The following is a 23,218-nucleotide window of genomic DNA, read 5'->3' as shown; positions in this document are numbered from 1 at the left end:
GTCTCATTCCCCGCGCGCGTGGGGAGGTCTCATGGGACGGACTTCGCGGGGCTTTGGCTGGTTTCTCGCGTGCCTGTTGGCGTGCGGCGTCGCGCTCGGCGCGGCGCCGGGAGTGGCGCGGGCGGAGGAGATTGCTTCGGGTCGGGTTGACGAGGAGGGCAAGCTTACCTGGACGCTCGACAATGCCGGCGAGCTCGTCATCGAGGGCCCGGGTCCGATGCCGGACTTCGGGTCTTCGGGAAGTGCTCTAGTAATCTCAACTCCGTGGTCAGTCTATTCACACGAGGTTACGAGCGTGACCGTCGTCGGCGGCGTGATCTCGGTGGGGGAGTATGCGTTTAACGGGATGTACAACCTCGTCAGCGCCGACCTCGAGGAGGGAGTGACGTCGATAGGGGAGGATGCATTCGATGGTTGCCGGTCGCTCACGTCCGTGGAACTGCCCTCGACGCTCGAGTCCATAGGCGTAGGTGCGTTCTCCGGCTGCCGAGTGGTACCACGATGCAGTGGACTGGGCGGTCACGAGCGGCGCCATCCTGGGCTACGGCGACGGGACCTTCGGGCCGGGCAACACCCTGACCCGCGCCGAGATGGCGACCATCCTCTGCCGCCTTGCCGGCGAGCCCGAGGCGGACCTCGAGGGGCTCCCGTCCGACGTGCCTGCCGGCGAGTGGTACGCCAACGGCGTCGCCTGGGCGCTCGCCGAGGGCGTCTTCGGCGGCGGCGCCGCAGGCCTCGAGCCCGGGCGCGCCCTGACCCGCTCCGAGGGCGCGGCCATCCTCTGGAACTGGGAGACCTGCGGGTAGGGGAGCGTCAGCCAGGCACGACCCCCGGGGGCGCCGGGCCGACAGCGGCCCGGCGCCCCTCCTCTTGCGCGGCCCGTGCCTCATGGCCGCGCGTCCTTCTCGCCCCTGTTTCGCTTTCTCTGGCCAGGGCACGATTCTTCTCCGGGGCGTCGCGCTTTCCAGGGCCGTGGCACGCCGCCCAGGGCCGTGCGCCGCCGCCGGGCGGGATGCGCGCGTCCGCGTCGCGCCACGACTCGCGATTCCGCAACGTTTCCGGTGTCTGCGGGCCCGTCGTGGCGCTCGCGACCCGTCTGCCGCTGCGCCCGCCTGCCCTGGCCGCATTATTCGCAACGCCGCCTCGCGCCGCCGTGCCCTGGCCCCAAAACTCGCAACGCGTCTGCGCCGCCACCCGCAACCGGCTCCCGTCCCCTTCGCCTGCGGCGCTTAATCGTCCTCGCCCATCGCACGGACGCTCTTCTCGGCGCTTAACGATTGCCGCGCATCGTAGCGGCTCGCGGTCGAAGGGGGCCCGCCTCGCGCGATAGGCGGGAATCGTTAAGCGCGACGGCGCTCCCGTGCGCGACGCCCGCCGATCCGTAAGCAACCGCGCCCCGCTCCGCGCGATGCGCGGCAAAGACTAAGTGCCCTACGGCACATCCGCGCGATACGCGGGGATCCGTAAGCGGCCTCACCCCATCGACGCGCCCTCGCCGCCCCGCGCGTGGCAACCGGCAAGCGCCTTAGGAAAGGTTTAGCAATCGGTTCATGCGCGGTTATGGGGCCCGACCCTAGGCTTGGTCAAAACCACGTCAGGGGAGGCCCCATGAGCACGATGCGCATCGCGCCGAGAAGATACGTCAGTCGCAGGAGGGCGCGCCGCGTGCCGCTTGTTCTTGGAGTCGCCGGGGTGTTGGTGGTCGCGCTCGCCGTCATCACCTGGTTTGTGACGACCTCTGTGACAAGCGGGCCAGGACAGGCGGGAAATACGACGCCAGCCCACTCCACACCGCGCGCGGACTGGCGCGCCGGCGAGACCCCCTTCCTCTATCAGACCGACCCGCAGTGGGCGGACCATCCCTATGCCGGCGGCACCATCGAGAAGAACGGGTGCGGCCCCACGTGCCTCTCGATGGTCTACGTGGCGCTCACCGGGCGAGGCGACCTCGACCCCGCTGCCATGGCGGACTTTGCCGAGCGTGGGGGCTACGCGGTCGACGGGATGACGGCATGGGCCCTCATGACCGAGGGCGCGGCGGGGTTGGGGCTCGCGTCGGAGGAGCTGCCCGCCTCGCCGGGCTCCGTGCGCGAGGCGCTTCTCGCCGGCGGTCCCGTCATCTGCAGCGTGGGCCCGGGAGACTTCACCACCACGGGGCACTTCATCGTGCTGGCAGGCCTGACCGAGGACGGCGAGGTCGTCGTGCACGACCCCAACAGCGCCGAGCGCAGCGGGCGTGCCTGGGATCTCGAGCGCGTGCTCGGTCAGTGCCTGAACCTCTGGGCGTTCTCAGCGTGAGGTCGGCAGCTCCACGGTGAAGGTCGTGCGACCGTTCTCGCTCGCGGCGGAGATGGTGCCGCCGTGCAGCCGCACGATCTCGCGAGCGATCGCAAGGCCGAGGCCGGCGCCGCCGGTGGCGCTCCCGCGGGACTCGTCCAGCCGGAAGAAGCGGTCGAAGATCGCCCGGAGCTTGTGGGAGGGGATGGTCGCGCCCGTGTCGGAGACGGTGACGATGACGCGGCCCTCCTCCGTTGTCGCCTTGATCTCCACGGGCGTGCCCTCGTCGCTGTAGGCGATGGCGTTGCGCAGCAGGTTGCCAAAGACGCGCGCGAGCCGCGCGGCGTCTGCGGTGATCTCGAGCGGCTCGCCGGGCTCCTCGACGGTCCGGGCCGTGCCCGCCACCGTCACCTGCGCCACGTTGCCGTGGGCCGAGAGCGCCGGGTAGAACTCGTCGGCGAGCTGGACGAGGAGCCCGGCGAGGTCCACGGGCGCGAGCTCCAGCTCGATGTTGCTGAGGCTGTAGCGCGTGATGTCAAAGAACTCGTTCACCAGGCGCTCGAGTCGGCACGCCTTGTCGAGCGCGACGCCCGTGTAGCGGACGCGCTGTGCCTCGGGCATGTCCGGCACCTCGTCAAGCAGCGAAAGGTAGCCGATCACCGAGGTCAGCGGCGTCTTGAGGTCGTGCGCGAGGTAGGTCACGAGGTCGCTTCTGCGCGCGGACTCGTCGGCGAGCCGGCGCTCGCGCTCAGCGGCGGAGCGCTTGGCGTCGGCGGCGACGAGCGCGAGCTCCTCCCAGCCGGGCGGGAACGCCTCGTGGGCCTCGAGGTCGTGGGCGAGAAAGACGCGCATCAGCTCGGCGGCGTGGGCGCGCTCCTCTTGGCGGGCGCGTCGGGCGGAGAGGACGGAAGCCACCGCACAGCCCACGGCGAGAAGCACAATGCCGCAGATGCCGAGCTGCATAAAGAAGTACTTGATGCCAGTGACGTCCAGCACCATCTCCGGCCAGATGCCAAATTCGTTCAGGTTGTTGAGGTTCAGGATCTGAGGGGCCAGCCAGTCCATGAACGAGCCGTTCCAGGCCTTGTCCACAAAGCCGAAGACTGTGCTGAACGCCGCCGACGCAACCAGAATCGCGCCCGCCACCATCGCGACGGTCAAGATTATTGGCCGCGCCCCGCCGCTCTCCTCGCTAGTGCTCAATCTTGTACCCCAATCCCCAGACGGTCTTGATGTAGCGCGGGTCCTCGAAGGAGTCGCCCATCTTCTCGCGCAGGTGACGCACGTGCACGGTGATGGAGCCCGAGCCGCGCTCGTAGTACTCGTCGCCAAAGATGCGCTGGTAGAGCTCGCGGGCGGAGACGACCGCGCCGTCCGCCTCGAGCAGGATCCGAAGCAGGGAGAACTCCGTCGGCGTGAGGGCGAGCGGGCGCTCGTTGAGGGTCGCCTCGTGGGCCGGCACGTCGAGCACAAGGCCGCGACACGTGATGATGCCGTCGCGCTGACGCCCCTCGGTCGCGGCGGCGTTGTAGGTGGTGTAGCGCCTGAGCTGCGCCTTCACGCGCGCCACGAGCTCAAGCGGCAGGAAGGGCTTGGTCACGTAGTCGTCCGCGCCCAGGGTGAGGCCGGCGATCTTGTCCGCCTGCTCCCCGCGGGCCGTGAGCATGATCACCGGATAGCTGTGGTGCCCGCGGATGGCTCGGCAGACCTCGAGGCCGCTTGCGCCGGGCAACATGACGTCGAGCACCGCGAGGTCTATCCGCGGCGCGGCGTCGTCCGTCACCCGCTCGATCGCCGCGGCGCCGTCCCCGAGCGCCTCCACCTCGAGACCCTCCGCCTCGAGGTAGATGCGCACGAGCTCGCAGATCTCCGGCTCGTCGTCCACCACCAGCACCCGTGCGCCCATGCGCCCTCCTCTCATGTCCGCCACAAGGATACGCGAGAGGCGAGCGGCGGTTCCTAAGGTTTGCTTAAGGGCGCACGGGAGTCGTGCTAGATTGTGGGGAGTCCCCGACGAGAAGGAGGCCCGCATGCCCGTCGTTCACACCTATTGCTCCGAGCCCATCTCCGATGCTGCCCGCGAGGCGCTGAAGGTTGCCTACGGCAAGGCCATCGAGGCCGTTCCCGGCAAGTCCGAGGCCTGGCTCATGTGCGTCTTCAACGACGAGACGCCGATCTACTTCGCCGGTGATGACTCCGAGCCCTCCGCCTACGTCGAGGTCGGCGTGTTCGCGCGCTCCGAGGTGCCCGCCTCCGCGTGGAAGCGCTTCACCGAGGAGGTCACGCCCGTCATCTCGCGTGAACTGGGCGTGGACCCCTCGCGCCTCTACATCCGCTACGACTCGACGGCCAACTTTGGCTGGAACGGTGCGAACTTCTGATGGGGGAGCCCGCGCTCGACGACGCCGCGCGCCTGGCGGCGTTTGACGCCTTCGCCGAAGACGTGCGCGCTGAGCTCGCGTCGACCAAGGCCCGCATGGACGAGCTCGCCACGGACGGCAAGGTGAAGACGGCGACCTATCGCCAGCTCTTCGCCGCGCGCATCACGCTCAAGGAGATCGACGCGCGCCTCACGGAGCGTGGGCTGTAGCCCCTGGGCCGCGGATTCGTCTGCAAAAGTCCGCTTCAGTCCATATTGCGGGGCCGCTCGAAACAAAACGCGCCTTCGATCCATGACATTTTGGGGGTCGCGAGGCCAGCCGGACGACGTTTTCCCAGTTGGCGCAAAATTGGCTTGGGCAGAATCGGCTCAGAGGCGCCGTTTTGCATGGATCGAAGCGAGGTTTTGTCTCGAGCGCGCCCGCAATATGGACTGAAGCTCAGTTTTGCAGCGGCCCGAGGCAGCGCTCGAGGCCCGCGGAGGACAGGCGGGCGCCGAGCGTGGCGCGTCGGCGCAGCTCGTCGTCGCCGAGCGGCAAGGATAGGCGCCCGGGCGCCCGCGACCCTACTCCGCGGGCGCGAACTGCGCCTCGTAGATCCTGCGGTAGCGTCCGCCCGCGGCGAGCAGCTCGTCGTGGGTGCCGCGCTCGGCGATCTTTCCGTCGGCGACCACGCAGATGAGGTCGGCGTCGCGCACGGTGGAGAGGCGGTGCGCCACCACAAAGCTCGTGCGCCCCTCCATGAGGCTCTCGAAGGCGCGCTGCACCAGCAGCTCCGTGCGCGTGTCGATGTTGGACGTGGCCTCGTCGAGGATCAGCATCGCCGGCCGCGCGAGCATGACGCGCGCGATGCACAGCAGCTGGCGCTGGCCCGCCGAGAGCGAGGCCGAACCGTCGAGCACCGTGTCGTAGCCCTGGGGCAGACGCATGATGAAGTCGTCCGCGTACGCCTCACGGCAGGCGGCGCGCACCTCCTCGAGGGTGGCGTCGGGCCTCCCCAAAGAGACGTTCTCGCGTACCGTCGCGCGGCGCACCCAGGTGTCCTGCAGGACCATGCCCCAGCTCGCGCGCAGGCTCTCGCGCGTCCATTCGCGCACGTCGCGCTCGTCCACGGAGACGCTGCCGCCGTTGACGTCGTAGAAGCGCATCAGCAGGTTGATGAGGGTGGTCTTGCCGCAGCCCGTCTCGCCCACGAGGGCGATCCTCATGCCCGGGCGCACGGCGAGGTCGACGTCGCGCAGCACCAGGTGGTCGGGGTCATAGCCAAAGGCGACGTGGTCAAAGGCAACCTCGCCGCGCGGCGCGTCGAGCACGGCTGCCCCCTCGGCGTCCGGCTCCTCGGCGGGCACGTCGAGCAGGGAAAAGAGTCGCCGCGCGCACGCGACGGAGTTCTGGAGCTCGGTCGCCACGCCCGAGATGTCGTTGAACGGCTTGGCGTACTGATCGGCGTAGCCCAGGAAGGCCGAGAGCCCGCCCACCGTGATGCCGCCGCCCATGGCGACGAACGCGCCAAAGATGCCGATGGCGGCGTAGACCAGCGCGTTCGCAAAGCGCGTGGTGGGGTTGACCAGGGACGAGAAGAACACCGCCTTGAAGCTCTCCTGCCCGAGCGCGGCGTCGGTCTCGGCGAAGCGCGCATGTGCGCTGCCCTGCATCTCGAAGGTCTCCACGGCAGAGATGCCGCCGACTATCTCCTCGACGTAGGCGGTGAGCTCGCCGCGCAGGCGGGTCTGGCCCGAGAAGTGCTTGGCACTGTGCGTGGCGATGAAGCGCGCCGTGAAGATCGAGACGGGCGTGAGCAGCGAGACCACCGCGGCGATCGCGGGGTTGAGCGCGAACATGAAGACGAGCGTCACCACGATGGTGAGGACGCCCACCGGAAGCTGCTGGAACGCCATGAGCAGGCCGTTGCCGAGCATGTCGGCGTCGGTGACGATGCGGCTCGCGAGGTCGCCGTGTCCGTGCGCGTCGAGGTATGAGAGGGGAAGCTCCTGCAGGTGGTCGAAGGCACGGCGGCGCAGCCCCATCGTGGCGCCAAAGACGAGCCGGTTGGTGAGCGCGGTGAGCGCCCACTGGCTCGCCGCCGTCGCGCCGAGGGCCACGGCGATCCAGGCGAGCGTCTCGCGCAGGCCGGCAAAGTCCACCTGCCCCGGCCCCACCACGCAGTCGACGGCGCGCCCGGAGAGCACGGGCAGCGAGAGCGTCCCCACGACCACGGCCACCGTGAGCAGGGCCGCGCCAAGAAGCCGCGGCGCCTCCCCCGAGAAGAGCCCGACCACGCGACGCACCGTGCCGTCCGGCGCCTTCCTCGCGTTCTTCTCGCTCATCGCGCCACTTCCTCTGCGGTGAGCTGGGACTCGCAGATCTCCCGGTAGACCGGGCAGTCGCGCAGTAGCTCCTCGTGGGTGCCCAGGCCCGCCTGGCGCCCGCCGTCGAGCACGAGGATCTGGTCGGCCTGGCGGACGGTGGTCACGCGCTGGGAGATCATGATGACGGCGGCGTCCGCGCAGTCGCGTCGGATGGCGCGGCGCAGCGCGGCGTCGGTGGCAAAGTCGAGCGCCGAGGAAGCGTCGTCAAGCACGAGCACGCCCGGGCGACGCGCGAGGGTGCGCGCGACGGCGAGGCGCTGGCGCTGGCCGCCCGAGAAGTTGCGGCCGAACTGATCGACCTCTGCCTCGAGGCCGCCCTCCTTGCCGTCGACGACGCCTGCGGCCTGCGCGGTCTCGAGCGCGGCGCGCAGGTCCTTCTCGCCCGCGTCCGGGCCGCCCCAGCGCAGGTTGGAGGCGATAGTGCCCGAGAAGAGCGTCGCCCCCTGCTCCACGAGCGAGACCACGCGCCGCAGGCTCCTCCGCGTGAGCTCGCGGACGTCGGCGCCGCCCACGCGCACGACGCCCTCGGTGACGTCGTAGAAGCGCATGAGCAGGCTCGCGAGGGTGGACTTGCCCGAGCCCGTGCCGCCGATCACGCCGAGCGTCTGCCCGGGCATCAGCGAGAAGGTCACGTGGCTGAGCGCGTGGCCCGCGCCGCCGGGGTAGGTGAAGCTCACGTCGTCGAAGGCGACGGCGGGCTCGCCGGGGACGAGCGAGGCCTCGCGGGCGCCGTCGGCCATGGACGGGGTGGTCTCGAAGACCTCGTTCACGCGACGGGCGCAGGCGGAGGCGCGCGAGAGCAGCATGATGAGGTTGGTGAGCTTGAGCAGCTCCACGAGTGCCTGGCTCACGTAGCTCACGAGGGCCACGAGCTGGCCCTGCGTGAGGTGCCCGACGCTCACCTGGCCGCCGCCGATCCACAGCAGGGCGATGAGCCCGCAGTTGATGGCCGCGTAGGTGAGCGGGTTCACGAGGGCGGAGAGGTCGCCGGTCGAGACCTGGCGGGCGCGCACGGCGCCGGCGGCCTCGGCAAAGTCGACGCGCTCGCTGTCCTCGCGGCGGAAGGCGCGCAGCACGCGGGCACCCTCAAGGTTCTCGGAGACGCGCAGCTGCACCTCGTCGAGGCCGCGCTGGATCTGGCGGTAGCGCTCGGTCGTCACGCGCATGAAGCCCATGACGATGGCGCCGGACACGAGCACGGCGACGAGCAGCGCCGCGCCCTCCAGGCCATCCACGAGAAACGCCGCGATGACGGTGCCAAAGGTCACGAAGGGGGAGCGCAGGATGAGCCTGAAGAACATGTTGAGGCCGTCCTGCACCTGCTGGGAGTCGTTGGTGATGCGCGTCACGAGGCTCGCGCCGCCGATGCGCTCGACGTCCTCGCGCGAGAGGCTGAGCACGTGGCGGAAGAGGTCGTCGCGCATCGCGGTGCCAAAGGCCGAGGCCAGCTTGGAGCAGAAGTACTGCGCGGTCACCGAGATGACCCACGCGAAGACGCCCACGCCCACGAGCAGCGCGCCGTGCCCGAGCACGTAGCCGGCGTCGTGGCTGGCGATGCCGACGTCGATCACCTGCGCCATGACGAGGGGGACGAGAAGCTGCAGCAGCGCCTCGAGCCCCTTGAACAGCGGGGCGAGCACGCACTCGACGTAGTGCCCCGCGAGGTATCTCCTGAGCTTGAACATGTGGCCTCCGGTCGGGTTCGCAACCCTTCCATTCTAGCGTGGGCGAGCCGCACGTCCTTCTCGGTGTGTGGGTCGGTTGAGGTGCGGGAGACGGCTTGGCGAGAAGAACGTGCGGGTTCCGGACGGTCTCACGAGGAAATCCGTCCGGAACCCGCTCGTGACGTCAGGCGCGCCAAGCGGCGGGCAAGAATAGCGCGGCTACTCCGCCGCCAGCACCTTGCTCGGGGTGATGGGCAGGTCGCGCACGTAGCGGCCCGTGGCGTGCGCGACGGCGCTCATGACCGCGGGCGAGGGCGTGTTGATGACGACCTCGCCGATGGACTTGGCGCCGAAGGGGCCGGTGGGCTCGAAGCTCGGCATGAACTCCACGCGCGGCTCGGGCACGTCCATGCGCGTGGGCAGCTTGTAGGTCATGAACGACCCCGTGCGCAGGTTGCCACGGTCGTCGCGGCTCACGTCCTCGGTGAGCGCCATGCCGATGCCCTGGGCGATGCCGCCCTCGGCCTGCACGCGAGCGAGCGCCGGGTTGATGACGGTGCCGCAGTCCACGACGGCGGCGTAGTCGGTGACCGTGACCTTGCCCGTGGCCTTGTCGACCTCGACCTCGGCGATGCCGGCCATGTAGGGCGGCGGCGAGGTGGGCTGGGCGTTGGTGCCGTGGCCCTCGAGCATGCCGGGGTGCAGGCCAAAGCCGATGAGCTTGTTGGCCAGCGCGGCGACGGTCATCTCCTGCGCCGCGCCGTCCGCGCCCGCGCAGCGCACGGACTCGCCGTCGAACTCCACGTCGTCGACCGCGACGCCGAAGACGCGGGCCGCCTGCTCGCGGATCTGCCGGATGAGGTCCTCGGCCGCGCGCACGACGGCGCCGCCGGTGGTGTAGGTGCCCGAGGAGGCGTAGGCGCCGGTGTCGAAGGGGGAGGTGTCGGTGTCCACGCCCTTGGTGACGATGCGGTCCACGTCGCAGCCGAGCGCCTCGGCTGCCATCTGGGCGAGGATGGTGTCCGCGCCGGTGCCCACGTCGGTGGCGCCGATGGAGAGGACGTAGAAGCCGTCGTCCTCCAGGCGGATGTCGACGTTGGCGATGTCGACCATCGCGATGCCCGATCCCTGCATCGTGAGCGCCACGCCCAGGCCGCGCACGCGGTCGCCCAGGTCCTCGGAGAGGGCCCGACCCTTCCAGCCCGTCATCTCCATCGCGCGCTCGAGGCACTCGTCGAGGCGGCAGCTGTAGAGGTGCTCGTCGTTGAGCTGCCAGAGGGTCTCGCCGGGCTTCACGAGGTTCTTGAGGCGCAGCTCGCACGGGTCCATGCCCAGCTCGTCTGCCAGCTCGTTGACCGCGGACTCCACGGCGAAGCAGCCTTGCGTGGCGCCGTAGCCGCGGTAGGCGCCGCCCGGAGTGGTGTTGGTGTAAGCCACGTCGTAGGTGAAGCGGCTCGCCGCGGCGTGGTTGTAGATGGGCAGCGCCTTGCCGCCCACGAGGGTGACCGTGGTGGTGCCGTGGTAGCCGTAGGCGCCGGCGTTGGAGAGCGCGTAGAGGTCGATGGCCTCGATCGTGCCGTCGCGTCGCGCGCCCACGCGCACCTTGAGGACCATCTCGTGGCGCGTGTTGGAGCAGCACATGGTCTCCTCGCGCGTGTAGGTGCACACGCACGGGCGGCCGGTCGCCATCGCGGCGAACGCGGCGAAGGGCTCGTTGCAGCCGCTCTGCTTGGCGCCAAAGCCTCCGCCCACGCGCGGCTTGATGACGCGCACCTGGTGCTTGGGGATGCCGAGGGCGCCTGCCACCTGGCGGCGGATGTGGAAGGGCACCTGCGTGGAGCTCACCACGGTGAGGCGCCCGAAGGCGTCGGTGTAGGCGAAGGAGCGGAACGTCTCCATCATGGCCTGCTGCGTTGCCTGCGTGCGGTAGGTGCGCTCGATGACCACGTCGGAGGCCGCGAAGGCGGCGTCGAGGTCACCGTGGACGCGCTGGCCGTGCGCCACGAGGTTGCGGCTCGGGTCGCCGGACTTGTCGCCGCCGGGGGCCCAGTCGCCCTCGTCATGGATGACGGTGGCGTTGTCCAGCGCCCGCTCCACGTCGAGCACGGCGGGCAGCTGCTCGTAGGTCACCTTGACCGCGCGCACGCCCGCCTCGGCCGCGGCCTCGTCCTCGGCGACGACCATGGCCACCTCGTCGCCCACGTAGCGCACGTGGCGATCGAGAAGGACGGTGTCGTAGGGGCTCGGCTCGGGGAAGCTCTGCCCGGCAAGGGTGAAGCGGTGGTGGGGCACGTCGTCCGGCCCAAAGACCGCGACGACGCCCGGCACCGCGAGCGCGGCGCTCTTGTCCACTCCCGTGACGAGCGCGTGGGCGTGCTTGGAGCGCACGAGCTTGACCACGAGGGCGCCCTCGGGCGCGAGGTCCGCCGTGTAGACGGGCGCGCCGGCCAGAAGCGCGCCGGAGTCCTTCTTCGCCACGGGGCGCGCGATCTGCGCGTGGGCCTCGCCCGACTCGGTGACGGGGTCGGGCGGCACCTCGCGCGGCGGCAGCGCGCCGGCGTTTTCGTGGCGCGCCAGGAAGCGGCGGATCGCGCGCATCTGGCTCGCGTAGCCCGAGCAGCGGCAGAGGTTGCCGGAGAGGTAGCGGCGCACCTCCTCGTCGGAGGCGCTCGCGTGGGCGGCGTCGAGCGCGAGCACGGCCATCTCGAGGCCCGGCGCGCAGAAGCCGCACTGCTCGGCGCCCTCCTTGGCGAGGCACTGGGCCAGGAGCTCGCGGCGGCCGTCGCGCATGCCCTCGAGGGTGGTCACCTCGTGGCCGTCGGCGCGCGCCATCATGACGGAGCACGAGAGCACGGGCTCGCCGTCCATGAGCACGGTGCACAGGCCGCAGTTGGAGGTCTCGCAGGCGCACTTGACGGACTTGAAGCCGTGCCCGCGGCAGAAGTCAAAGAGGGTCATGTCCGGGCGGACGTCCTCGGTGAGGGTCGCGCCGTTGAGGGTGAGGGTGATCTCCATGGGCTTTACGCCTCCTTCTCGGCGCAGGGCTTGGCGGCCGCGGCGGCGACGGCGCGGCGGATGAGCGCGGGCGCCACCTGGCGGCGCCACTCGGCCGTCCCGCGCAGGTCGGAGCCGTAGTCCAGTCCCTCAGCGAGCTCGCACACGGCGTCGAGCTCGGCGGGGGAGAAGTCGCGGCGCAGCGGGATGCGCTCGCCGCCGGTGAGCAGCGTCGCCTTCTTGGGGCGCGCGCCCACGGTGACGTGCCAGGAGCCCTGCCAGCAGGCCGCCGCGGCGTTGAGCGAAGAGAAGTCCGTGGCGGCGTTGCGCACGGAGGCAAAGGCCGCCTGGTAGCGGTGCTTGCGCACGATCACGTGCGTGAGGAGGTCGTTTCTCGCCCCGCGCTCCGTGAAGGGGATGATTGGCATGACGCCCGCGCCCTCGAGCTCGACCTCGGCGTCGAGCGCGAGAAACGCCGTCACCACGTCCGAGAAGCCCATGCGCGCCCAGACCGAGCCTCCCACCGTGGCGAGGTTTCGGAACTGCGTGCCCACAACGTCGCGGACCGCCTCGGTGAAGATGCCGCAGGTGGAGGCCGCAAAGCGCTCGTGGCGCTCGAGCTGGCCAAGCGTCACCATCGCGCCGATGCGCCAGGCGTCGTCGGTCTCCTCGATCGTGTCGAGTCCGCAGCGGGAGAGGTCGATCCCGAGCGGCACGGTGCGGTCGGCGAGCCGCAGCCACATCATGCCGCCGATCACCGTGGCGAGGCGGTTCTCCTGCAAAAGCTCGTAGGCCTCGCGCGGGGTCTCGGGGCGGACGTACTTCTCGAACCTGAGCACGTGTCCTCCTCATGGGTTGTTGTGGGAACCCCCTCATGATACCGCAGGTGGGCGGCGTCTTCTGGGCGTCCGTTATGCTTTCGTCGCTATAACGCTCGACGTCCCCGGCGGCGCGCCGTCCGCGATGCGGGTAGAATGGGTGGCCGTTGTGCATCCTCGGGAGGGGGCGAGATGGGCGAGAAGATCGTGGAGGCGCGCGGCGTCTGCCACGCGTACGTGCCGGGTCGGCAGGACCTGCGCGGCGTCTCGCTCGACGTGGCCCCGGGCGAGCTCGTCGCCATCGTCGGCGAGAACGGCTCCGGCAAGACCACGCTGGCCCGCCACCTCAACGCCCTCATCACGCTGCAGGCAGGCGCGCTCTCGGTCGCGGGGCTCGACGCGGCGGACCCGGAGGCGCTCTGGGGGCTGCGCCGCGCCTGCGGCATGGTGTTCCAGAACCCCGAGAACCAGTTCGTCTCGTCCGTGGTGGGCGAGGACGTGGCCTTTGGGCCCCTCAACTTTGGCATGAGCGAGAAGGACGCGCGCGCCGCGGCGGCAGCTGCCCTGGGGGCCGTGGGCCTTCCAGGCTTCGAGCGACGCGACGTGCACGCGCTCTCCGGCGGGCAGCAGCAGCGCGTGGCGCTCGCGGGGGTGCTCGCGAGCGGCCCCGAGGTGATCGTGCTCGACGAGGCCACCTCGATGATCGACCCCCAGGGGCGCGACGAGCTCGTCCGCGCGGTGCTGCGCGCCCGCGCCGAGCGCGGCGCCACCGTCATCTGGATCACGCACGACATGGAGCTCGCCGCCCGCGCCGACCGCGTCGTCGTGATGCGGGCGGGCGAGGTCGCCGCCGCGGGCGCCCCCGAGGACGTCCTCGTGGACGAGGCCCTGCTCGCGAGCGCCGGGCTCGAGCCGCCGATGCCGGCGCGCGTCTGGGCCGAGCTCGTCCGGCTGGGGGCGGCCTCCGGCCCCGCCTCCGTGACGGTGGAGGGGCTGGTGAGCGCCCTGTGCGCGTGACGCTCGAGGACATCTGCCTGTGCTACGAGGACGCCGCGGGGGAGCGGGTCCGCGCGCTCGACGGCGTCTCGCTCGAGCTCTCCGGCGGGGTGTGCGGGCTCATGGGGCAGACCGGGTCCGGCAAGACGACGCTGCTCGAGGTCATGGCCGGGGTGAGCGCGCCGGACGCGGGACGCGTGCTCGTCGATGGCCTCGACGCCGCCCGCGGCGCGGGCGCGCGGGCGCTCGCGGCGTCGGTGGGGCTCGTCTTTCAGCTGCCCGAGCGGCAGTTCTTCGAGCCCACCGTTGCCGAGGAGCTCACCTTTGGCCTGCTCGCCCGCGGCATGGGCGCCGAGGAGGCGCGGGAGCGGGCGGCCCGCGCGCTCGCTCTCATGGGCCTTTCGATGGACGAGCTCGGCCGCCGCTCGCCGTTTGCCCTCTCCGGGGGCCAGCAGCGGCGCGTCGCCATCGCGTCGGTCCTCGCCGCGCGGCCGTCGCTGCTGCTGCTCGACGAGCCCACGGCCGGGCTCGACCCCCGCGCCTGCGACGCGTGCCTCGCGGCCGTGCGTTCCGCGGCCGCCGAGGGGGCGACGGTCGTGATGGCGAGCCATGACGCCAACGCCCTCGCCGAGGTCGCCGACCGCGTGGTGTGCCTCGAGGGCGGCCGGGTGACGCTCGACGGGCCGGCGCGCGAGCTGCTCGCCGACGCCGACCTGATGCGCGCGCACGGCCTCGAGCCGGCCTGCGCGGCCCGCGCGACCGCGGCGCTGCGCCGGGCGGGCGTCCCCGTGGAGGGCGCCCCGCTCACCGCCGAGGAGCTCGCGCGCGCCATCGCGCGGGGGAGGGGGCTTACGTGAGGGGCGTCGCCGGATACGTGTGGGCCGACTCGCCGCTGCACCGGGCGAGCGCCGCGGCAAAGCTCGCGGGGCTGGTCGCGTGCGTCGCGCTCGTCGTGCTCGCGACGACGCCGCTCGAGCTTGCCGTCGCCGCCGGCGGCGTGGCGGCCCTCGTCGCGCTCTCGCGCGTGGGGTGGCGTGCGGCGGCGCGCGCGGCCTGGGGGCTTCGGTGGTTCCTGCTCATGGTGCTCGCGCTCAACGCGCTGCTCTTCAGCGACGTCGACCCGATCTTCTCGCTGGGGCCGGCGCACCTCACCTGCGAGGGCCTCGCCCAGGGCGTGCGCATCGTGGTGCGCACGCTGCTCGTGATCGTCCTGGGAACGCTGCTCACGGCGACGACGCGCCCGCAGGAGCTCGTCGAGGGCGTGCGCCGGCTGCTGCGCCCGCTCGGGCGGATCGGCCTTCCCACGGAGGCCGCCGCGCTCGCCGTCGGCGTGACCGTCCAGTTTGTGCCCACGCTCCTGCGAGAGAGCCGCCAGCTCATGCGCGCGCAGGAGATACGTTGCGGCAACGTCGCTACTCTTGGTATTATGAGACGTGCCGTCAGTTATATACGGCTGCTCGTCCCCATCTTCGTGTCCGCCGTCCGCCGTGCCGACGAGCTCTCCGTCGCCATGGAGGCGCGCGGGTACCGACTGTCCTCGCCCCGGGCCTCCGCGGACGGGAAGGAAAGGAAGTTGCGCCCATGAGTCAGGTCAAGAGGATCGTCATCGCAGCCGTCTGCGCGGCGCTGTGCATCGTGCTGCCGATGGCCTTTCACTCCATCCCCAACGCGGGCGCCACGTGGCTGCCCATGCACATCCCCGTGATGATCTCCGGGCTCGTTGCCGGGCCCGTCGCCGGCGCCGTCACCGGCGTGCTGGGCCCCGTGCTCTCCAGCCTGCTCACCGGCATGCCCGCCGCCCCCATGGTGGCGCCCATGACCTGCGAGCTTCTCACCTACGGTCTCGTGGCGGGGCTGCTCGCCAAGTTCGTGCGCACCGGCAACGTGACCGTCGACCTCTACGTCTCGCTCGTCGGCGCGATGCTCGCGGGCCGCGTGGTCAACGGCGTGCTGCGCGCGCTGATCTTCTCGCCCGGCGCCTACTCGCTCGAGGCCTGGGTCGCCGCGTCGTTTGTCACAAGCCTCGTGGGCATCGTGCTGCAGCTCGCCGTGGTGGTGCCGATCGTGGTCTCGCTCGAGCGCGCCGGCCTCGTCCCGCCCCGCTATCCCGAGAAGGACGCGTAGCCGCGCTCTTCTCGGCGTCTTGCGCGATGCCCGCACTCGATGAGGGCACTTCTCAAGTGCGGGCCGGCAGTCACTCGATGCACGCACTCGCGTGCAAACGCCGGGAGACCGACCGCACTCATTCGCCCAGAGCCCAAAATCTGCCCGCACTCGATGCCCGCACTCCTTGAGTGCGGGCATCTCTTTGGAATGAGGCGAGAAGTGCGCGGGCGCCCCGGGTCGTCTGACGCTACGCAGCGGCGACGCGCTCGAAGAAGGCGAGGGCGTTCTCGGCGCAGAGCTTGCGGGCCACGGTCTCGCCAAAGCGGAAGTCGAGAAGGGCCTGGAAGCTCGGCATCGTCTGGGCGCCGTTCAGAAACGCCGGCACGTCGCAGCCGTCGAAGTCAGAGCCCAGCGCGACGACGTCCTCGCCGCCGAGGTCGAGCCAGTGCTCCACGTGGGCGGCGACGTCGTCGAAGGTCACGGTCTCGGGCGCGCCGTCGTCGGCGAGGAAGCGGCAGCAGTAGTTGAGGCCCACCACGCCGCCGCGATCGCGGATCTCGCGGAACTGGTCGTCGGTGAGGTTGCGCGGGTGGCCGCAGACGGCGCGGGCGTTGGAGTGGCTCGCCGCGAAGGGACGGCGCGCGAGGCGGCAGACGTCCGCGAAGCCCTCGTCGTTGAGGTGGGAGACGTCGAGCGCCATGCCCGCGCGCTCCATCTCGGCGAGCGCGGAGGCGCCGATCGGGGAGAGCCCGGCGTGAGAGTCGTGCCCGCTCGCGAGTGGGCCCGCCGCGTTCCAGGTGAGCGAGGCCATGAGGACTCCGCGGCCGGCGAGCGCCGTCACGAGCCCGAGGTCGGCGGCGAACATCCGCGCGTTCTCGATCGTGCGCACGGCGACGAAGCGGCCGGAGGCGAGCGCGGGGCGGACGTCGGTGGCACTCCGCGCGAGGGTCACGGCGTCCGCGTTCTTCTTGGCCTGCGCCTCCGCGTGGGCGAAGACGTGGTCGCAGAAGCGGGCGGCCTGCTCGGGGGAGAGCTCGTCGGGCACGTAGCATGCCAGGCACTGCGCCCAGGGCGTGGCGCCGACGGCCTCGAGCGAGAGGTGGCAGCGGTTGCGCGCGAGCTCGCGGCAGGCGCTCGGGTCGGCCTCGTCGCCGGGGCCGTAGAAGTCCCGGCCGCCCGCGGCGCGCAGGTCGGCGGGAAGCGTCTGCCAGGCCAGGCGGTCGGCGGTGTCGCAGTGCAGGTCAAAGACGGGATAAGCCATGTGGTCCCCCTCGGTCGCGGCGTGCCGCCCAGTCTAGCACGCGCCGTTGTGCGCACTCCCCGGCGATGTGTACACCGGCCTCGAGGTTCTTCTCGGCAGATGCGCAGGTAGACGGGCTGCCGAGAAGTGCTCAGCGTCGAGAAGTGCGCACAACGCCGCGGTGCGCACAACGCCACAAGAAAGCGCCCGCCCCCCGGTCGGGGACGGGCGCGAAGCGAAGCCCTTCTTGGCAGGCCCTAGCGCTCGGCCTGCTCCTTGACCTTGCCGGCGAGCACGAAGCACGCGATCGCGAAGACGATCGAGACCACGTACAGGACGGTGTCGGAGCCCGCACCGTCCAGCGCCACGCCGAGCAGCATGCCCACCACCGCGAAGATCACGGCGATCAGGCTCATGGCGCGGAACGGGCCGATCTTACGCGGCGTGTTGGCGCCGCGGATGCCCGCGCCGGCGAAGATGAGGTAGAAGACGCCGGAGACGATGCCCCAGATGCCGAAGATGACGGCCCAGGCCTGCAGGCCAAAGTCGATGCCGCCCACGGTCACGACGTCGGAGGCGTCGAGCAGGCCCATGCCGGCCAGCGTGATGCCGCCGAAGATCAGGCAGGCGATGGCGTCGAGGACGCACAGAAAGCAGATGATCTTGAGGAGCTTGCGCTCTTTGGACATGGTTCCTCCTTATGAAGACACGGTCTGGTCAACTATACCGCGCGGCCGGGCGCTCACCATCCCTATAATGAGGCGCACGACAATTCCTGAAGAGAGGCTGAGCATGACCAGGGTTGCACTCATCTTTGGAGGCGTCTCCACCGAGCACGACATCTCGTGCAAGTCCGCGGACAACGTCATCGCGGCGCTGGGGGATCGCTTTGACCTTGTCCTCATTGGCATCACGCGCGAGGGGCGGTGGCTGCGCTACTCCGGTGACCCCGCCGAGGTGACCGGCGCGTGGGAGGCGCACGACTGCGTGCCCGTCTCGCTGGTCCCGGGCGAGGGGCTCTTCGAGTTCTGCGCCGACGGCGCCGCCCGGCCGCTTTCGGTTGACGTCGCGCTGCCGGTCCTGCACGGTCAGGGCGGCGAGGACGGCACGGTTCAGGGCGCGCTCGAGGTCGCGGGGGTGCCGTACGTGGGCTGCGGCGTCATGGCGAGCGCCGTCTGCATGGACAAGGACGCGTCGCACCGCCTGGCCGCCTCCGCCGGAGTGCGCTCGCCGCGCTGCGAGGTGCTCTGGCGCGGCTGTTCCGACGAGGTGCGCGCCGCGGCGGCCGAGGCCTGCGGCGGCTTCCCCGTCTTTGTGAAGCCCGCGCGCGGCGGCTCCTCGATCGGCGTCTCGCGCGCCGCGGACGCGGCCGCCTATGCCGAGGCGCTCGACGCCGCCTTCGCCCTTGACGAGAAGGTCGCGGTGGAGGAGGCCATCACCGGCGTCGAGGTGGGCTGCGCCATCGTGGGCGACGCCGTGCGCGGCACGCGGATGGGCGAGCCGGACGAGATCGTCGTCTCGGGAGACGGCTTCTTCCGCATCCACCTCGAGAAGGACCCGGGCGCCAACACCGAGCTGCGCTGCCCGGCCCAGCTGCCCGCCGACGTCATGGACCGCGTGCGCGCCGCCGGCATGGCCGTCTACGAGGCACTCGGTTGCGAGGGTCTGGCGCGCGTGGACCTCTTCGTCACGCCCGAGGGCGAGGTCGTCTTCAACGAGGTCAACTCCATGCCCGGCCTCACGTACTACTCCCGCTTCCCGCAGATGATGCGCGTCGCCGGTCGCGAGCTCGGTGACGTCCTCGCCGGGCTCATCGAGGACCGCCTGGCGCGCCGCTAGCGCCGCTCGGCCCCGCGGGAGCTCAACGCCGCGTTGAGCGCTGGCCGGCGGGCGCGGCGTCCAGCACAATGGAGAGTCGCATGCTTCGCGCGGCGCGGCTTCCGACAGCGCCCGAGAGAGGAGACCCCATGAGCCGACGTTCCCTCGCCACCCGCCGTCAGGCCGTCGTGGCCGCCGCCTCCTGCCTGAGCCTCGCGCTGGCGGGCTGCGCGGGCGAGACGACGACCCCTGACCCCGTCGAGCCCCCCGAGGTGACCGACCGCACGGAGCCCGAGACGGACGACGCGCCCGCGGACGATGCACAGGACGCGCCCGCGGAGGCCGACGAGGCGCAGGCCCTTCTCGGCTCCATGACGCTCGAGCAGAAGGTGGCGCAGCTCTTTGTGGTGCGGCCCGAGGCGCTCACGGGAGTGGGCGTGCAGACGGCGGCTGGCGATGCCACGCGCGCCGCGCTCGAGGAGCTGCCCGTCGGCGGCTTCTGCTACTTTGCCGCCAACCTCGTGGACGCCGACCAGACGCGCGAGATGCTCGCCAACACCGCGCGCTACGCCGAGGAAATCAGCGGGGTGCCCCCGTTTCTGTGCGTGGACGAGGAGGGAGGCACGGTCTCGCGCGTGGGCGGCAACCCCGGCTTTGGCGTGGACAACGTGGGCGACATGTGCGACGTGGGCGCCACCGGCGATACTGAGTACGCGCGCGAGGTGGCCACCCACATCGCCACCTATCTCGACTACCTCGGCTTCAACGTGGACTTTGCGCCGGATGCCGACATCGCCAGCAACCCGGCCGGCACGATGGGCCGGCGCTCCTTCGGCACCACCGCCGACGTCGTGGCCCCGATGGTCGCCGCGCAGGTGGAGGGCTTCGCCTCGGGCGGAGTGCTCTGCTCGGCCAAGCACTTCCCGGGCATCGGCGGCGCCGCGGGAGACTCGCACGACGGCCGCATCTACTCCGAGAGGACCCTCGACGAGCTGCGGGCGGAGGAGCTGCGGCCGTTCGAGGCGGCGATCGCGGCGGACGTGCCGTTCGTGATGGTGGGCCACCTCTCGCTGCCGAGCATCACCGGCGACGACGACCCCGCCACGCTCTCCCACGAGGTCGTGACCGACCTGCTGCGCGACGAGCTCGGCTACGAGGGCATCATCATCACCGACTCGATGGCGATGGGCGCGGCCCTGGAGTCGGTGTCGCTCGACCGGCTCGGCGTGGAGCCGCTTTTGGCGGGCGTGGACATGGTGCTCATGCCGGAGGACCTGCACGCCGCCTACCAGGGCGTCCTCGACGCCGTGGCCGCAGGCGAGCTCACCGAGGAGCGTATCGACGCCTCCGTGCTCCGCGTCCTGCGCACCAAGCTCGAGCGCCTGTAGCGGGCCGCCCCTCTCTTGGCCGCCCCGACGGTCGCCCCGTTACAGAAATCCGAGATTTTCTCCGCGCTCACGAGGGAAAGCGCTGCGGGAAGTCTCGGATTTCTGCTAGCGCCGTCGGACGATCGGTCGCACGTTTCGAAGGGGCTGCCAGAGGGCGAGGCGCGCCGCCCAACGTGGGTCCGCAGGGCGGCGCGCTGCAGTCGCGCGCGGGCTACTGGTCCCTCTTGACCCGCATGCAGCGCATGGCGTTCAGAATCGCGATGATCGCCACGCCCACGTCACCAAAGACTGCGAGCCACATGTTGGCCACGCCCACCGCCGCGAGCGCGAGGATTATGACCTTCACGCCGATGGCAAAGACGATGTTTTGCCATACGATGCGCATGGTCCGTCGCGCGACGCGCATGGCGAGGGCGATCTTGGAGGGGTGGTCGTCCATGAGGACCACGTCGGCCGCCTCGATGGCCGCGTCGGAGCCCATCGCGCCCATCGCGATGCCCACGTCGGCGCGCATGAGCACGGGCGCGTCGTTGATGCCGTCGCCCACGAAGGCGAGCCGGTGCCCCTCGGCCTCGTTCGCGAGCAGGCGCTCGACCTCGACGACCTTGTCCTCGGGCAGGAGCTGAGCGTGGACCTCGTCGAGTCCGAGGCGCCTGCCCACGGCCTGCGCCACGTCGCGCCGGTCGCCGGTGAGCATGACGCACCTCTTGACGCCGGTGGCGTGCAGGCTGGCGATGGCCTGGGCGGCGTCGTCTTTCACCACGTCGGCGATCACGATGTGACCGGCGTAGGAGCCGTCCACGCTCACGTGCAGGATCGTTCCGGTGAGGTCGCACTCGTGCCAGCGCGCCCCGTGCTCGGCCATGAGCTTGTCGTTGCCCACCATGACCACGTGCTCGTCCACGCGGGCGGTCACGCCGTGTCCGGACTCCTCGCGCACGTCGGCGATGCGCGACTGGTCGATCCTCCCGGAGTAGGCGGCGCGCACCGAGACGGCGATCGGGTGGTCAGAGAAGGCCTCGGCGTGGGCGGCGTAGGAGAGGACGTAGTCCGGGTCCACGCCGGCCTCGGGGTGGACGGCCACCACGTTGAAGGTGCCGGAGGTGAGCGTCCCGGTCTTGTCAAAGACCACGGTGTCCACCTTGGCGAGCATCTCGAGGTAGTTCGAGCCCTTCACGAGCACGCCGATCCTGGACGCGCCGCCGATGCCGCCGAAGAAGCTGAGCGGCACCGAGATCACGAGCGCGCACGGGCAGGAGACCACGAGGAAGGTGAGGCCGCGCATGACCCAGTCGGTCCAGGGGCCCATGCCCAGGAGTGGCGGGATCACGGCCAGCGCGAGGGCGGCGAAGACCACGATGGGGGTGTAGACGCGGGCGAAGCGCGTGATGAAGTTCTCGGTCCGCGCCTTCTTCTCGCTGGCGTTCTCCACGAGCTCGAGGATGCGGGAGACCGTGGACTCGCCGAAGGGCTTGGTGGTCCTCACGTGGAGCATGCCGGTCATGTTGATGCAGCCGGAGATGACGCTGGTGCCCGCCTCCACGTGGCGCGGGACCGACTCGCCGGTGAGCGCGGCGGTGTCGAGCTGGCTCACGCCCTCGACGACCACGCCGTCAATGGGCACGCGCTCGCCGGGCTTGACCACGATGACGTCTCCCACGGCAACCTCGTCGGGGTCGACCTCCACGAGCTCGCCCTCGCGCTCCACGTTGGCGTAGTCGGGGGCGATGTCCATCATCGCGGAGATGGACTTGCGGCTCTTGCCCACCGCATAGCTCTGGAAGAGCTCGCCGACCTGGTAGAACAGCATGACCGCGCAGCCCTCGGCGGCCTGGGACTCCGTGTCGGGAAACAGCACCGTCGCAAAGGCGCCGATGGTGGCGACGGTCATGAGAAACGCCTCGTCAAAGGCCTCGCCGCGGCGGATGTTGCGCGCGGCCTTGGCAAGGACGTCGTAGCCGGAGATCAAGAACGGCACCAGATAGAGGGCAAAGGCCACGTAGGTGGCCATCCCGCCAAACGCCTGGGCAAGGAGCCCCGTCTTGTCTGCGACCATGATGGCAGCAAAAAGGGTGATCGCAACGATGATGCGGTTGCGCCAGCGCCTCTGCTTCTTGTTCATGTTTCCTCTCCAAATGAACTTATGAACATACATGCATATGAAAATGACGAGAAAAGCCGCGCGGGGCGGCCGGGTGCCTAGCGGACGATCTCGCAGTCCGGCTCAAGGTCGGCGGTGAGGGCGACGACGCGGTCGAGGACGTCGTCGAAGGCGTCGTCCGCCGCGGTGAGCGTGAGCTTCTGCGTGAGGAAGTTCACGCTGGCCCGCTCCACGCCCTCGACCTTGGAGATGGCGTCCTGGAGCTTCTGCGCGCAGTTGGCGCAGTCGATCTCGTCGAGCTTGAATGACTTACGCATGGGGGTTCCTTTCTCCAAATGTGGCGTTGCGCCCGGGTGGCGCGCCGGCTACTCGCAGATGTGAGACATTCCCTGGTTGAGCATCGTGTAGACGTGGTCGTCGGCGAGCGAGTAGACCACGTTGCGGCCGTCGCGCTCAAACTTGACGAGGTGTGCCTGCTTGAGCGTGCGCAGCTGGTGCGAGACGGCGCTCTGGGTGGTGCCGGTCTCCTCGGCGATGTCGGCCACGCAGAGCTCGCGCCCCATGAGGGCAAAGAGGATCTTGATGCGGGTGGTGTCGCTGAAGACCTTGAAGAGGTCGGCAAGGTCGTAGAGCAGCTCCTCGTCCGGCAGCTCCTCGGGCGTCCGGCCGATGGTGAGCTCGTCTGCCATGGTCCTCCTTTCAGTTGGCTGGTCGCCGGTGCTTGAGATTGATTATATGAGCATATGTTCAGATGTCAACGAAGATTAGGGGATGCGTGCAAAATGGCGCTTCAGTCCATATCGGGCAGGGCTTGAAAACAAAACTGCGCTTCGATCCATGGAAAAATGGCCCAGAAGCGGAAGTAGCGACGGGGACGATTAACCATAAGCTAATAAAAGTAACCTAACCAAGCGCACGCCGATGACGGAGCCTTATAATTCCATGGATTGAAGGGCGAAACTGGATCGCGTGCCAAACGTTGGTGTCAGAGCACCCCTGAAAAGGGGTGTGGCCACCGCCTAGAATCTTCAGTTACCACGCTGACAGAGACTTGGGAGATGACCACATG

Annotated in this window: 21 protein-coding genes; 10 read left to right on the top strand and 11 right to left on the bottom strand. The window is 70.2% G+C overall.

All coding sequences use genetic code 11. From position 1 onward, the window contains the following. Nucleotides 1–470: 470 nt before the first annotated feature. Together B5F85_RS09915 and B5F85_RS09910 are read left to right on the top strand one after the other, a co-directional pair. Nucleotides 471–806 (top strand): S-layer homology domain-containing protein, encoded by a 336-nt coding sequence (locus tag B5F85_RS09915; RefSeq protein ID WP_087316827.1) that lies wholly within the window; start codon nt 471–473, stop codon nt 804–806. 802 nt (nt 807–1,608) lie between these two features. Beyond that, the gene (locus tag B5F85_RS09910; protein WP_239386871.1) at nt 1,609–2,298 is read left to right on the top strand and encodes a C39 family peptidase; all 690 of its coding nucleotides are present in this window, start codon (nt 1,609–1,611) and stop codon (nt 2,296–2,298) included. On the opposite strand, the gene B5F85_RS09905 is transcribed toward B5F85_RS09910, so the two are convergent. Together B5F85_RS09905 and B5F85_RS09900 are read right to left on the bottom strand one after the other, a co-directional pair. Then, nucleotides 2,290–3,480 (bottom strand): HAMP domain-containing sensor histidine kinase, encoded by a 1,191-nt coding sequence (locus B5F85_RS09905; protein WP_204204764.1) that lies wholly within the window; start codon nt 3,478–3,480, stop codon nt 2,290–2,292. The genes B5F85_RS09910 and B5F85_RS09905 overlap by 9 nt on opposite strands. Next, on the bottom strand, nt 3,470–4,183 hold the full coding sequence (locus B5F85_RS09900; RefSeq protein WP_087316823.1) for a response regulator transcription factor: 714 nt from the start codon (nt 4,181–4,183) through the stop codon (nt 3,470–3,472). Before B5F85_RS09900 ends, B5F85_RS09905 begins: the two co-directional genes overlap by 11 nt. Before the next feature lie 124 nt (nt 4,184–4,307). On the opposite strand from B5F85_RS09900, the gene B5F85_RS09895 reads away from it, so the two are divergent. Continuing rightward, a complete protein-coding gene (locus B5F85_RS09895; RefSeq protein WP_087316821.1) occupies nt 4,308–4,658 on the top strand; it encodes a hypothetical protein in 351 nt (116 codons plus the stop codon). Next, entirely contained in the window at nt 4,658–4,867 is a 210-nt protein-coding gene (locus B5F85_RS09890; protein WP_087316819.1) for a hypothetical protein, read from the top strand. Before B5F85_RS09895 ends, B5F85_RS09890 begins: the two co-directional genes overlap by 1 nt. 354 nt (nt 4,868–5,221) lie before the next feature. On the opposite strand, the gene B5F85_RS09885 is transcribed toward B5F85_RS09890, so the two are convergent. The 4 genes from B5F85_RS09885 to B5F85_RS09870 form a co-directional block, all read right to left on the bottom strand. Then, entirely contained in the window at nt 5,222–6,982 is a 1,761-nt protein-coding gene (locus B5F85_RS09885; RefSeq protein ID WP_087316817.1) for an ABC transporter ATP-binding protein, read from the bottom strand. After that, on the bottom strand, nt 6,979–8,709 hold the full coding sequence (locus tag B5F85_RS09880) for an ABC transporter ATP-binding protein (protein ID WP_087316815.1): 1,731 nt from the start codon (nt 8,707–8,709) through the stop codon (nt 6,979–6,981). Before B5F85_RS09880 ends, B5F85_RS09885 begins: the two co-directional genes overlap by 4 nt. A 198-nt stretch (nt 8,710–8,907) precedes the next feature. Then, nucleotides 8,908–11,703, bottom strand: coding sequence for a molybdopterin cofactor-binding domain-containing protein (locus B5F85_RS09875; RefSeq protein WP_204204762.1), 2,796 nt, complete (start codon nt 11,701–11,703; stop codon nt 8,908–8,910). Between the two features lie 5 nt (nt 11,704–11,708). Next, a complete protein-coding gene (locus B5F85_RS09870) occupies nt 11,709–12,521 on the bottom strand; it encodes an FAD binding domain-containing protein (protein WP_087316814.1) in 813 nt (270 codons plus the stop codon). A gap of 171 nt (nt 12,522–12,692) precedes the next feature. Here B5F85_RS09870 and B5F85_RS09865 point away from each other — a divergent pair, with 171 nt between their 5' ends. The 4 genes from B5F85_RS09865 to B5F85_RS09850 are packed head-to-tail and all read left to right on the top strand — an operon-like array spanning nt 12,693 to nt 15,620. Continuing rightward, nucleotides 12,693–13,517 (top strand): ATP-binding cassette domain-containing protein, encoded by an 825-nt coding sequence (locus B5F85_RS09865; RefSeq protein WP_158094602.1) that lies wholly within the window; start codon nt 12,693–12,695, stop codon nt 13,515–13,517. Next, the gene (locus B5F85_RS09860; protein WP_087316811.1) at nt 13,508–14,353 is read left to right on the top strand and encodes an ATP-binding cassette domain-containing protein; all 846 of its coding nucleotides are present in this window, start codon (nt 13,508–13,510) and stop codon (nt 14,351–14,353) included. The genes B5F85_RS09865 and B5F85_RS09860 overlap by 10 nt, the downstream gene beginning before the upstream one ends. Next, the gene (locus tag B5F85_RS09855) at nt 14,350–15,081 is read left to right on the top strand and encodes an energy-coupling factor transporter transmembrane component T (protein WP_158094601.1); all 732 of its coding nucleotides are present in this window, start codon (nt 14,350–14,352) and stop codon (nt 15,079–15,081) included. The genes B5F85_RS09860 and B5F85_RS09855 overlap by 4 nt, the downstream gene beginning before the upstream one ends. Next, nucleotides 15,078–15,620: an ECF transporter S component gene (locus tag B5F85_RS09850; protein WP_087316807.1), complete on the top strand. Its 543-nt coding sequence runs from the start codon at nt 15,078–15,080 to the stop codon at nt 15,618–15,620. The genes B5F85_RS09855 and B5F85_RS09850 overlap by 4 nt, the downstream gene beginning before the upstream one ends. Before the next feature lie 229 nt (nt 15,621–15,849). Here the strand turns inward: B5F85_RS09850 and B5F85_RS09845 are convergent, their stop codons facing one another. Both B5F85_RS09845 and B5F85_RS09840 read right to left on the bottom strand, forming a co-directional pair. Next, on the bottom strand, nt 15,850–16,863 hold the full coding sequence (locus B5F85_RS09845) for a membrane dipeptidase (RefSeq protein ID WP_087316806.1): 1,014 nt from the start codon (nt 16,861–16,863) through the stop codon (nt 15,850–15,852). A 236-nt stretch (nt 16,864–17,099) separates the two neighbouring features. Further along, nucleotides 17,100–17,531, bottom strand: coding sequence for a hypothetical protein (locus tag B5F85_RS09840; RefSeq protein ID WP_087316804.1), 432 nt, complete (start codon nt 17,529–17,531; stop codon nt 17,100–17,102). A 103-nt stretch (nt 17,532–17,634) separates the two neighbouring features. Between B5F85_RS09840 and B5F85_RS09835 the strand changes: the two genes are divergently transcribed. Further along, nucleotides 17,635–18,681 carry a D-alanine--D-alanine ligase family protein gene (locus tag B5F85_RS09835; protein WP_204204757.1) on the top strand — a complete coding sequence of 349 codons (1,047 nt, stop codon included), beginning with the start codon at nt 17,635–17,637 and terminating at the stop codon, nt 18,679–18,681. 128 nt (nt 18,682–18,809) lie between these two features. Continuing rightward, a complete protein-coding gene (locus B5F85_RS09830) occupies nt 18,810–20,048 on the top strand; it encodes a glycoside hydrolase family 3 N-terminal domain-containing protein (protein WP_087316802.1) in 1,239 nt (412 codons plus the stop codon). A gap of 211 nt (nt 20,049–20,259) precedes the next feature. Here the strand turns inward: B5F85_RS09830 and B5F85_RS09825 are convergent, their stop codons facing one another. The 3 genes from B5F85_RS09825 to B5F85_RS09815 all read right to left on the bottom strand — a co-directional run bounded on the left by B5F85_RS09825 (nt 20,260) and on the right by B5F85_RS09815 (nt 22,838). Further along, nucleotides 20,260–22,170, bottom strand: a complete 1,911-nt coding sequence (locus tag B5F85_RS09825) for a heavy metal translocating P-type ATPase (RefSeq protein WP_087316800.1) — start codon at nt 22,168–22,170, stop codon at nt 20,260–20,262. Nucleotides 22,171–22,247: 77 nt separating this feature from the next. Next, complete coding sequence (locus B5F85_RS09820; protein ID WP_087316798.1) at nt 22,248–22,466, bottom strand: cation transporter; 219 nt, start codon at nt 22,464–22,466, stop codon at nt 22,248–22,250. A gap of 48 nt (nt 22,467–22,514) precedes the next feature. After that, on the bottom strand, nt 22,515–22,838 hold the full coding sequence (locus B5F85_RS09815) for a metalloregulator ArsR/SmtB family transcription factor (protein WP_087316796.1): 324 nt from the start codon (nt 22,836–22,838) through the stop codon (nt 22,515–22,517). Nucleotides 22,839–23,218 lie beyond the last annotated feature (380 nt).

This window comes from Olsenella sp. An293, assembly GCF_002159495.1.
Classification (GTDB): domain Bacteria; phylum Actinomycetota; class Coriobacteriia; order Coriobacteriales; family Atopobiaceae; genus Thermophilibacter.
This window is presented reverse-complemented; position numbering and strand designations above follow the sequence as displayed.

Excerpts from the sequence above, each read along its gene's own strand:
- B5F85_RS09910 (WP_239386871.1), top strand. The coding sequence starts at position 1,609 with ATGAGCACGATGCGCATCGCGCCGAGAAGATACGTCAGTCGCAGGAGG.
- B5F85_RS09900 (WP_087316823.1), bottom strand. The coding sequence starts at position 4,183 with ATGGGCGCACGGGTGCTGGTGGTGGACGACGAGCCGGAGATCTGCGAG.
- B5F85_RS09895 (WP_087316821.1), top strand. The coding sequence starts at position 4,308 with ATGCCCGTCGTTCACACCTATTGCTCCGAGCCCATCTCCGATGCTGCC.
- B5F85_RS09890 (WP_087316819.1), top strand. The coding sequence starts at position 4,658 with ATGGGGGAGCCCGCGCTCGACGACGCCGCGCGCCTGGCGGCGTTTGAC.
- B5F85_RS09885 (WP_087316817.1), bottom strand. The coding sequence starts at position 6,982 with ATGAGCGAGAAGAACGCGAGGAAGGCGCCGGACGGCACGGTGCGTCGC.
- B5F85_RS09880 (WP_087316815.1), bottom strand. The coding sequence starts at position 8,709 with ATGTTCAAGCTCAGGAGATACCTCGCGGGGCACTACGTCGAGTGCGTG.
- B5F85_RS09875 (WP_204204762.1), bottom strand. The coding sequence starts at position 11,703 with ATGGAGATCACCCTCACCCTCAACGGCGCGACCCTCACCGAGGACGTC.
- B5F85_RS09865 (WP_158094602.1), top strand. The coding sequence starts at position 12,693 with ATGGGCGAGAAGATCGTGGAGGCGCGCGGCGTCTGCCACGCGTACGTG.
- B5F85_RS09850 (WP_087316807.1), top strand. The coding sequence starts at position 15,078 with ATGAGTCAGGTCAAGAGGATCGTCATCGCAGCCGTCTGCGCGGCGCTG.
- B5F85_RS09845 (WP_087316806.1), bottom strand. The coding sequence starts at position 16,863 with ATGGCTTATCCCGTCTTTGACCTGCACTGCGACACCGCCGACCGCCTG.
- B5F85_RS09840 (WP_087316804.1), bottom strand. The coding sequence starts at position 17,531 with ATGTCCAAAGAGCGCAAGCTCCTCAAGATCATCTGCTTTCTGTGCGTC.
- B5F85_RS09835 (WP_204204757.1), top strand. The coding sequence starts at position 17,635 with ATGACCAGGGTTGCACTCATCTTTGGAGGCGTCTCCACCGAGCACGAC.
- B5F85_RS09830 (WP_087316802.1), top strand. The coding sequence starts at position 18,810 with ATGAGCCGACGTTCCCTCGCCACCCGCCGTCAGGCCGTCGTGGCCGCC.
- B5F85_RS09825 (WP_087316800.1), bottom strand. The coding sequence starts at position 22,170 with ATGAACAAGAAGCAGAGGCGCTGGCGCAACCGCATCATCGTTGCGATC.
- B5F85_RS09820 (WP_087316798.1), bottom strand. The coding sequence starts at position 22,466 with ATGCGTAAGTCATTCAAGCTCGACGAGATCGACTGCGCCAACTGCGCG.
- B5F85_RS09815 (WP_087316796.1), bottom strand. The coding sequence starts at position 22,838 with ATGGCAGACGAGCTCACCATCGGCCGGACGCCCGAGGAGCTGCCGGAC.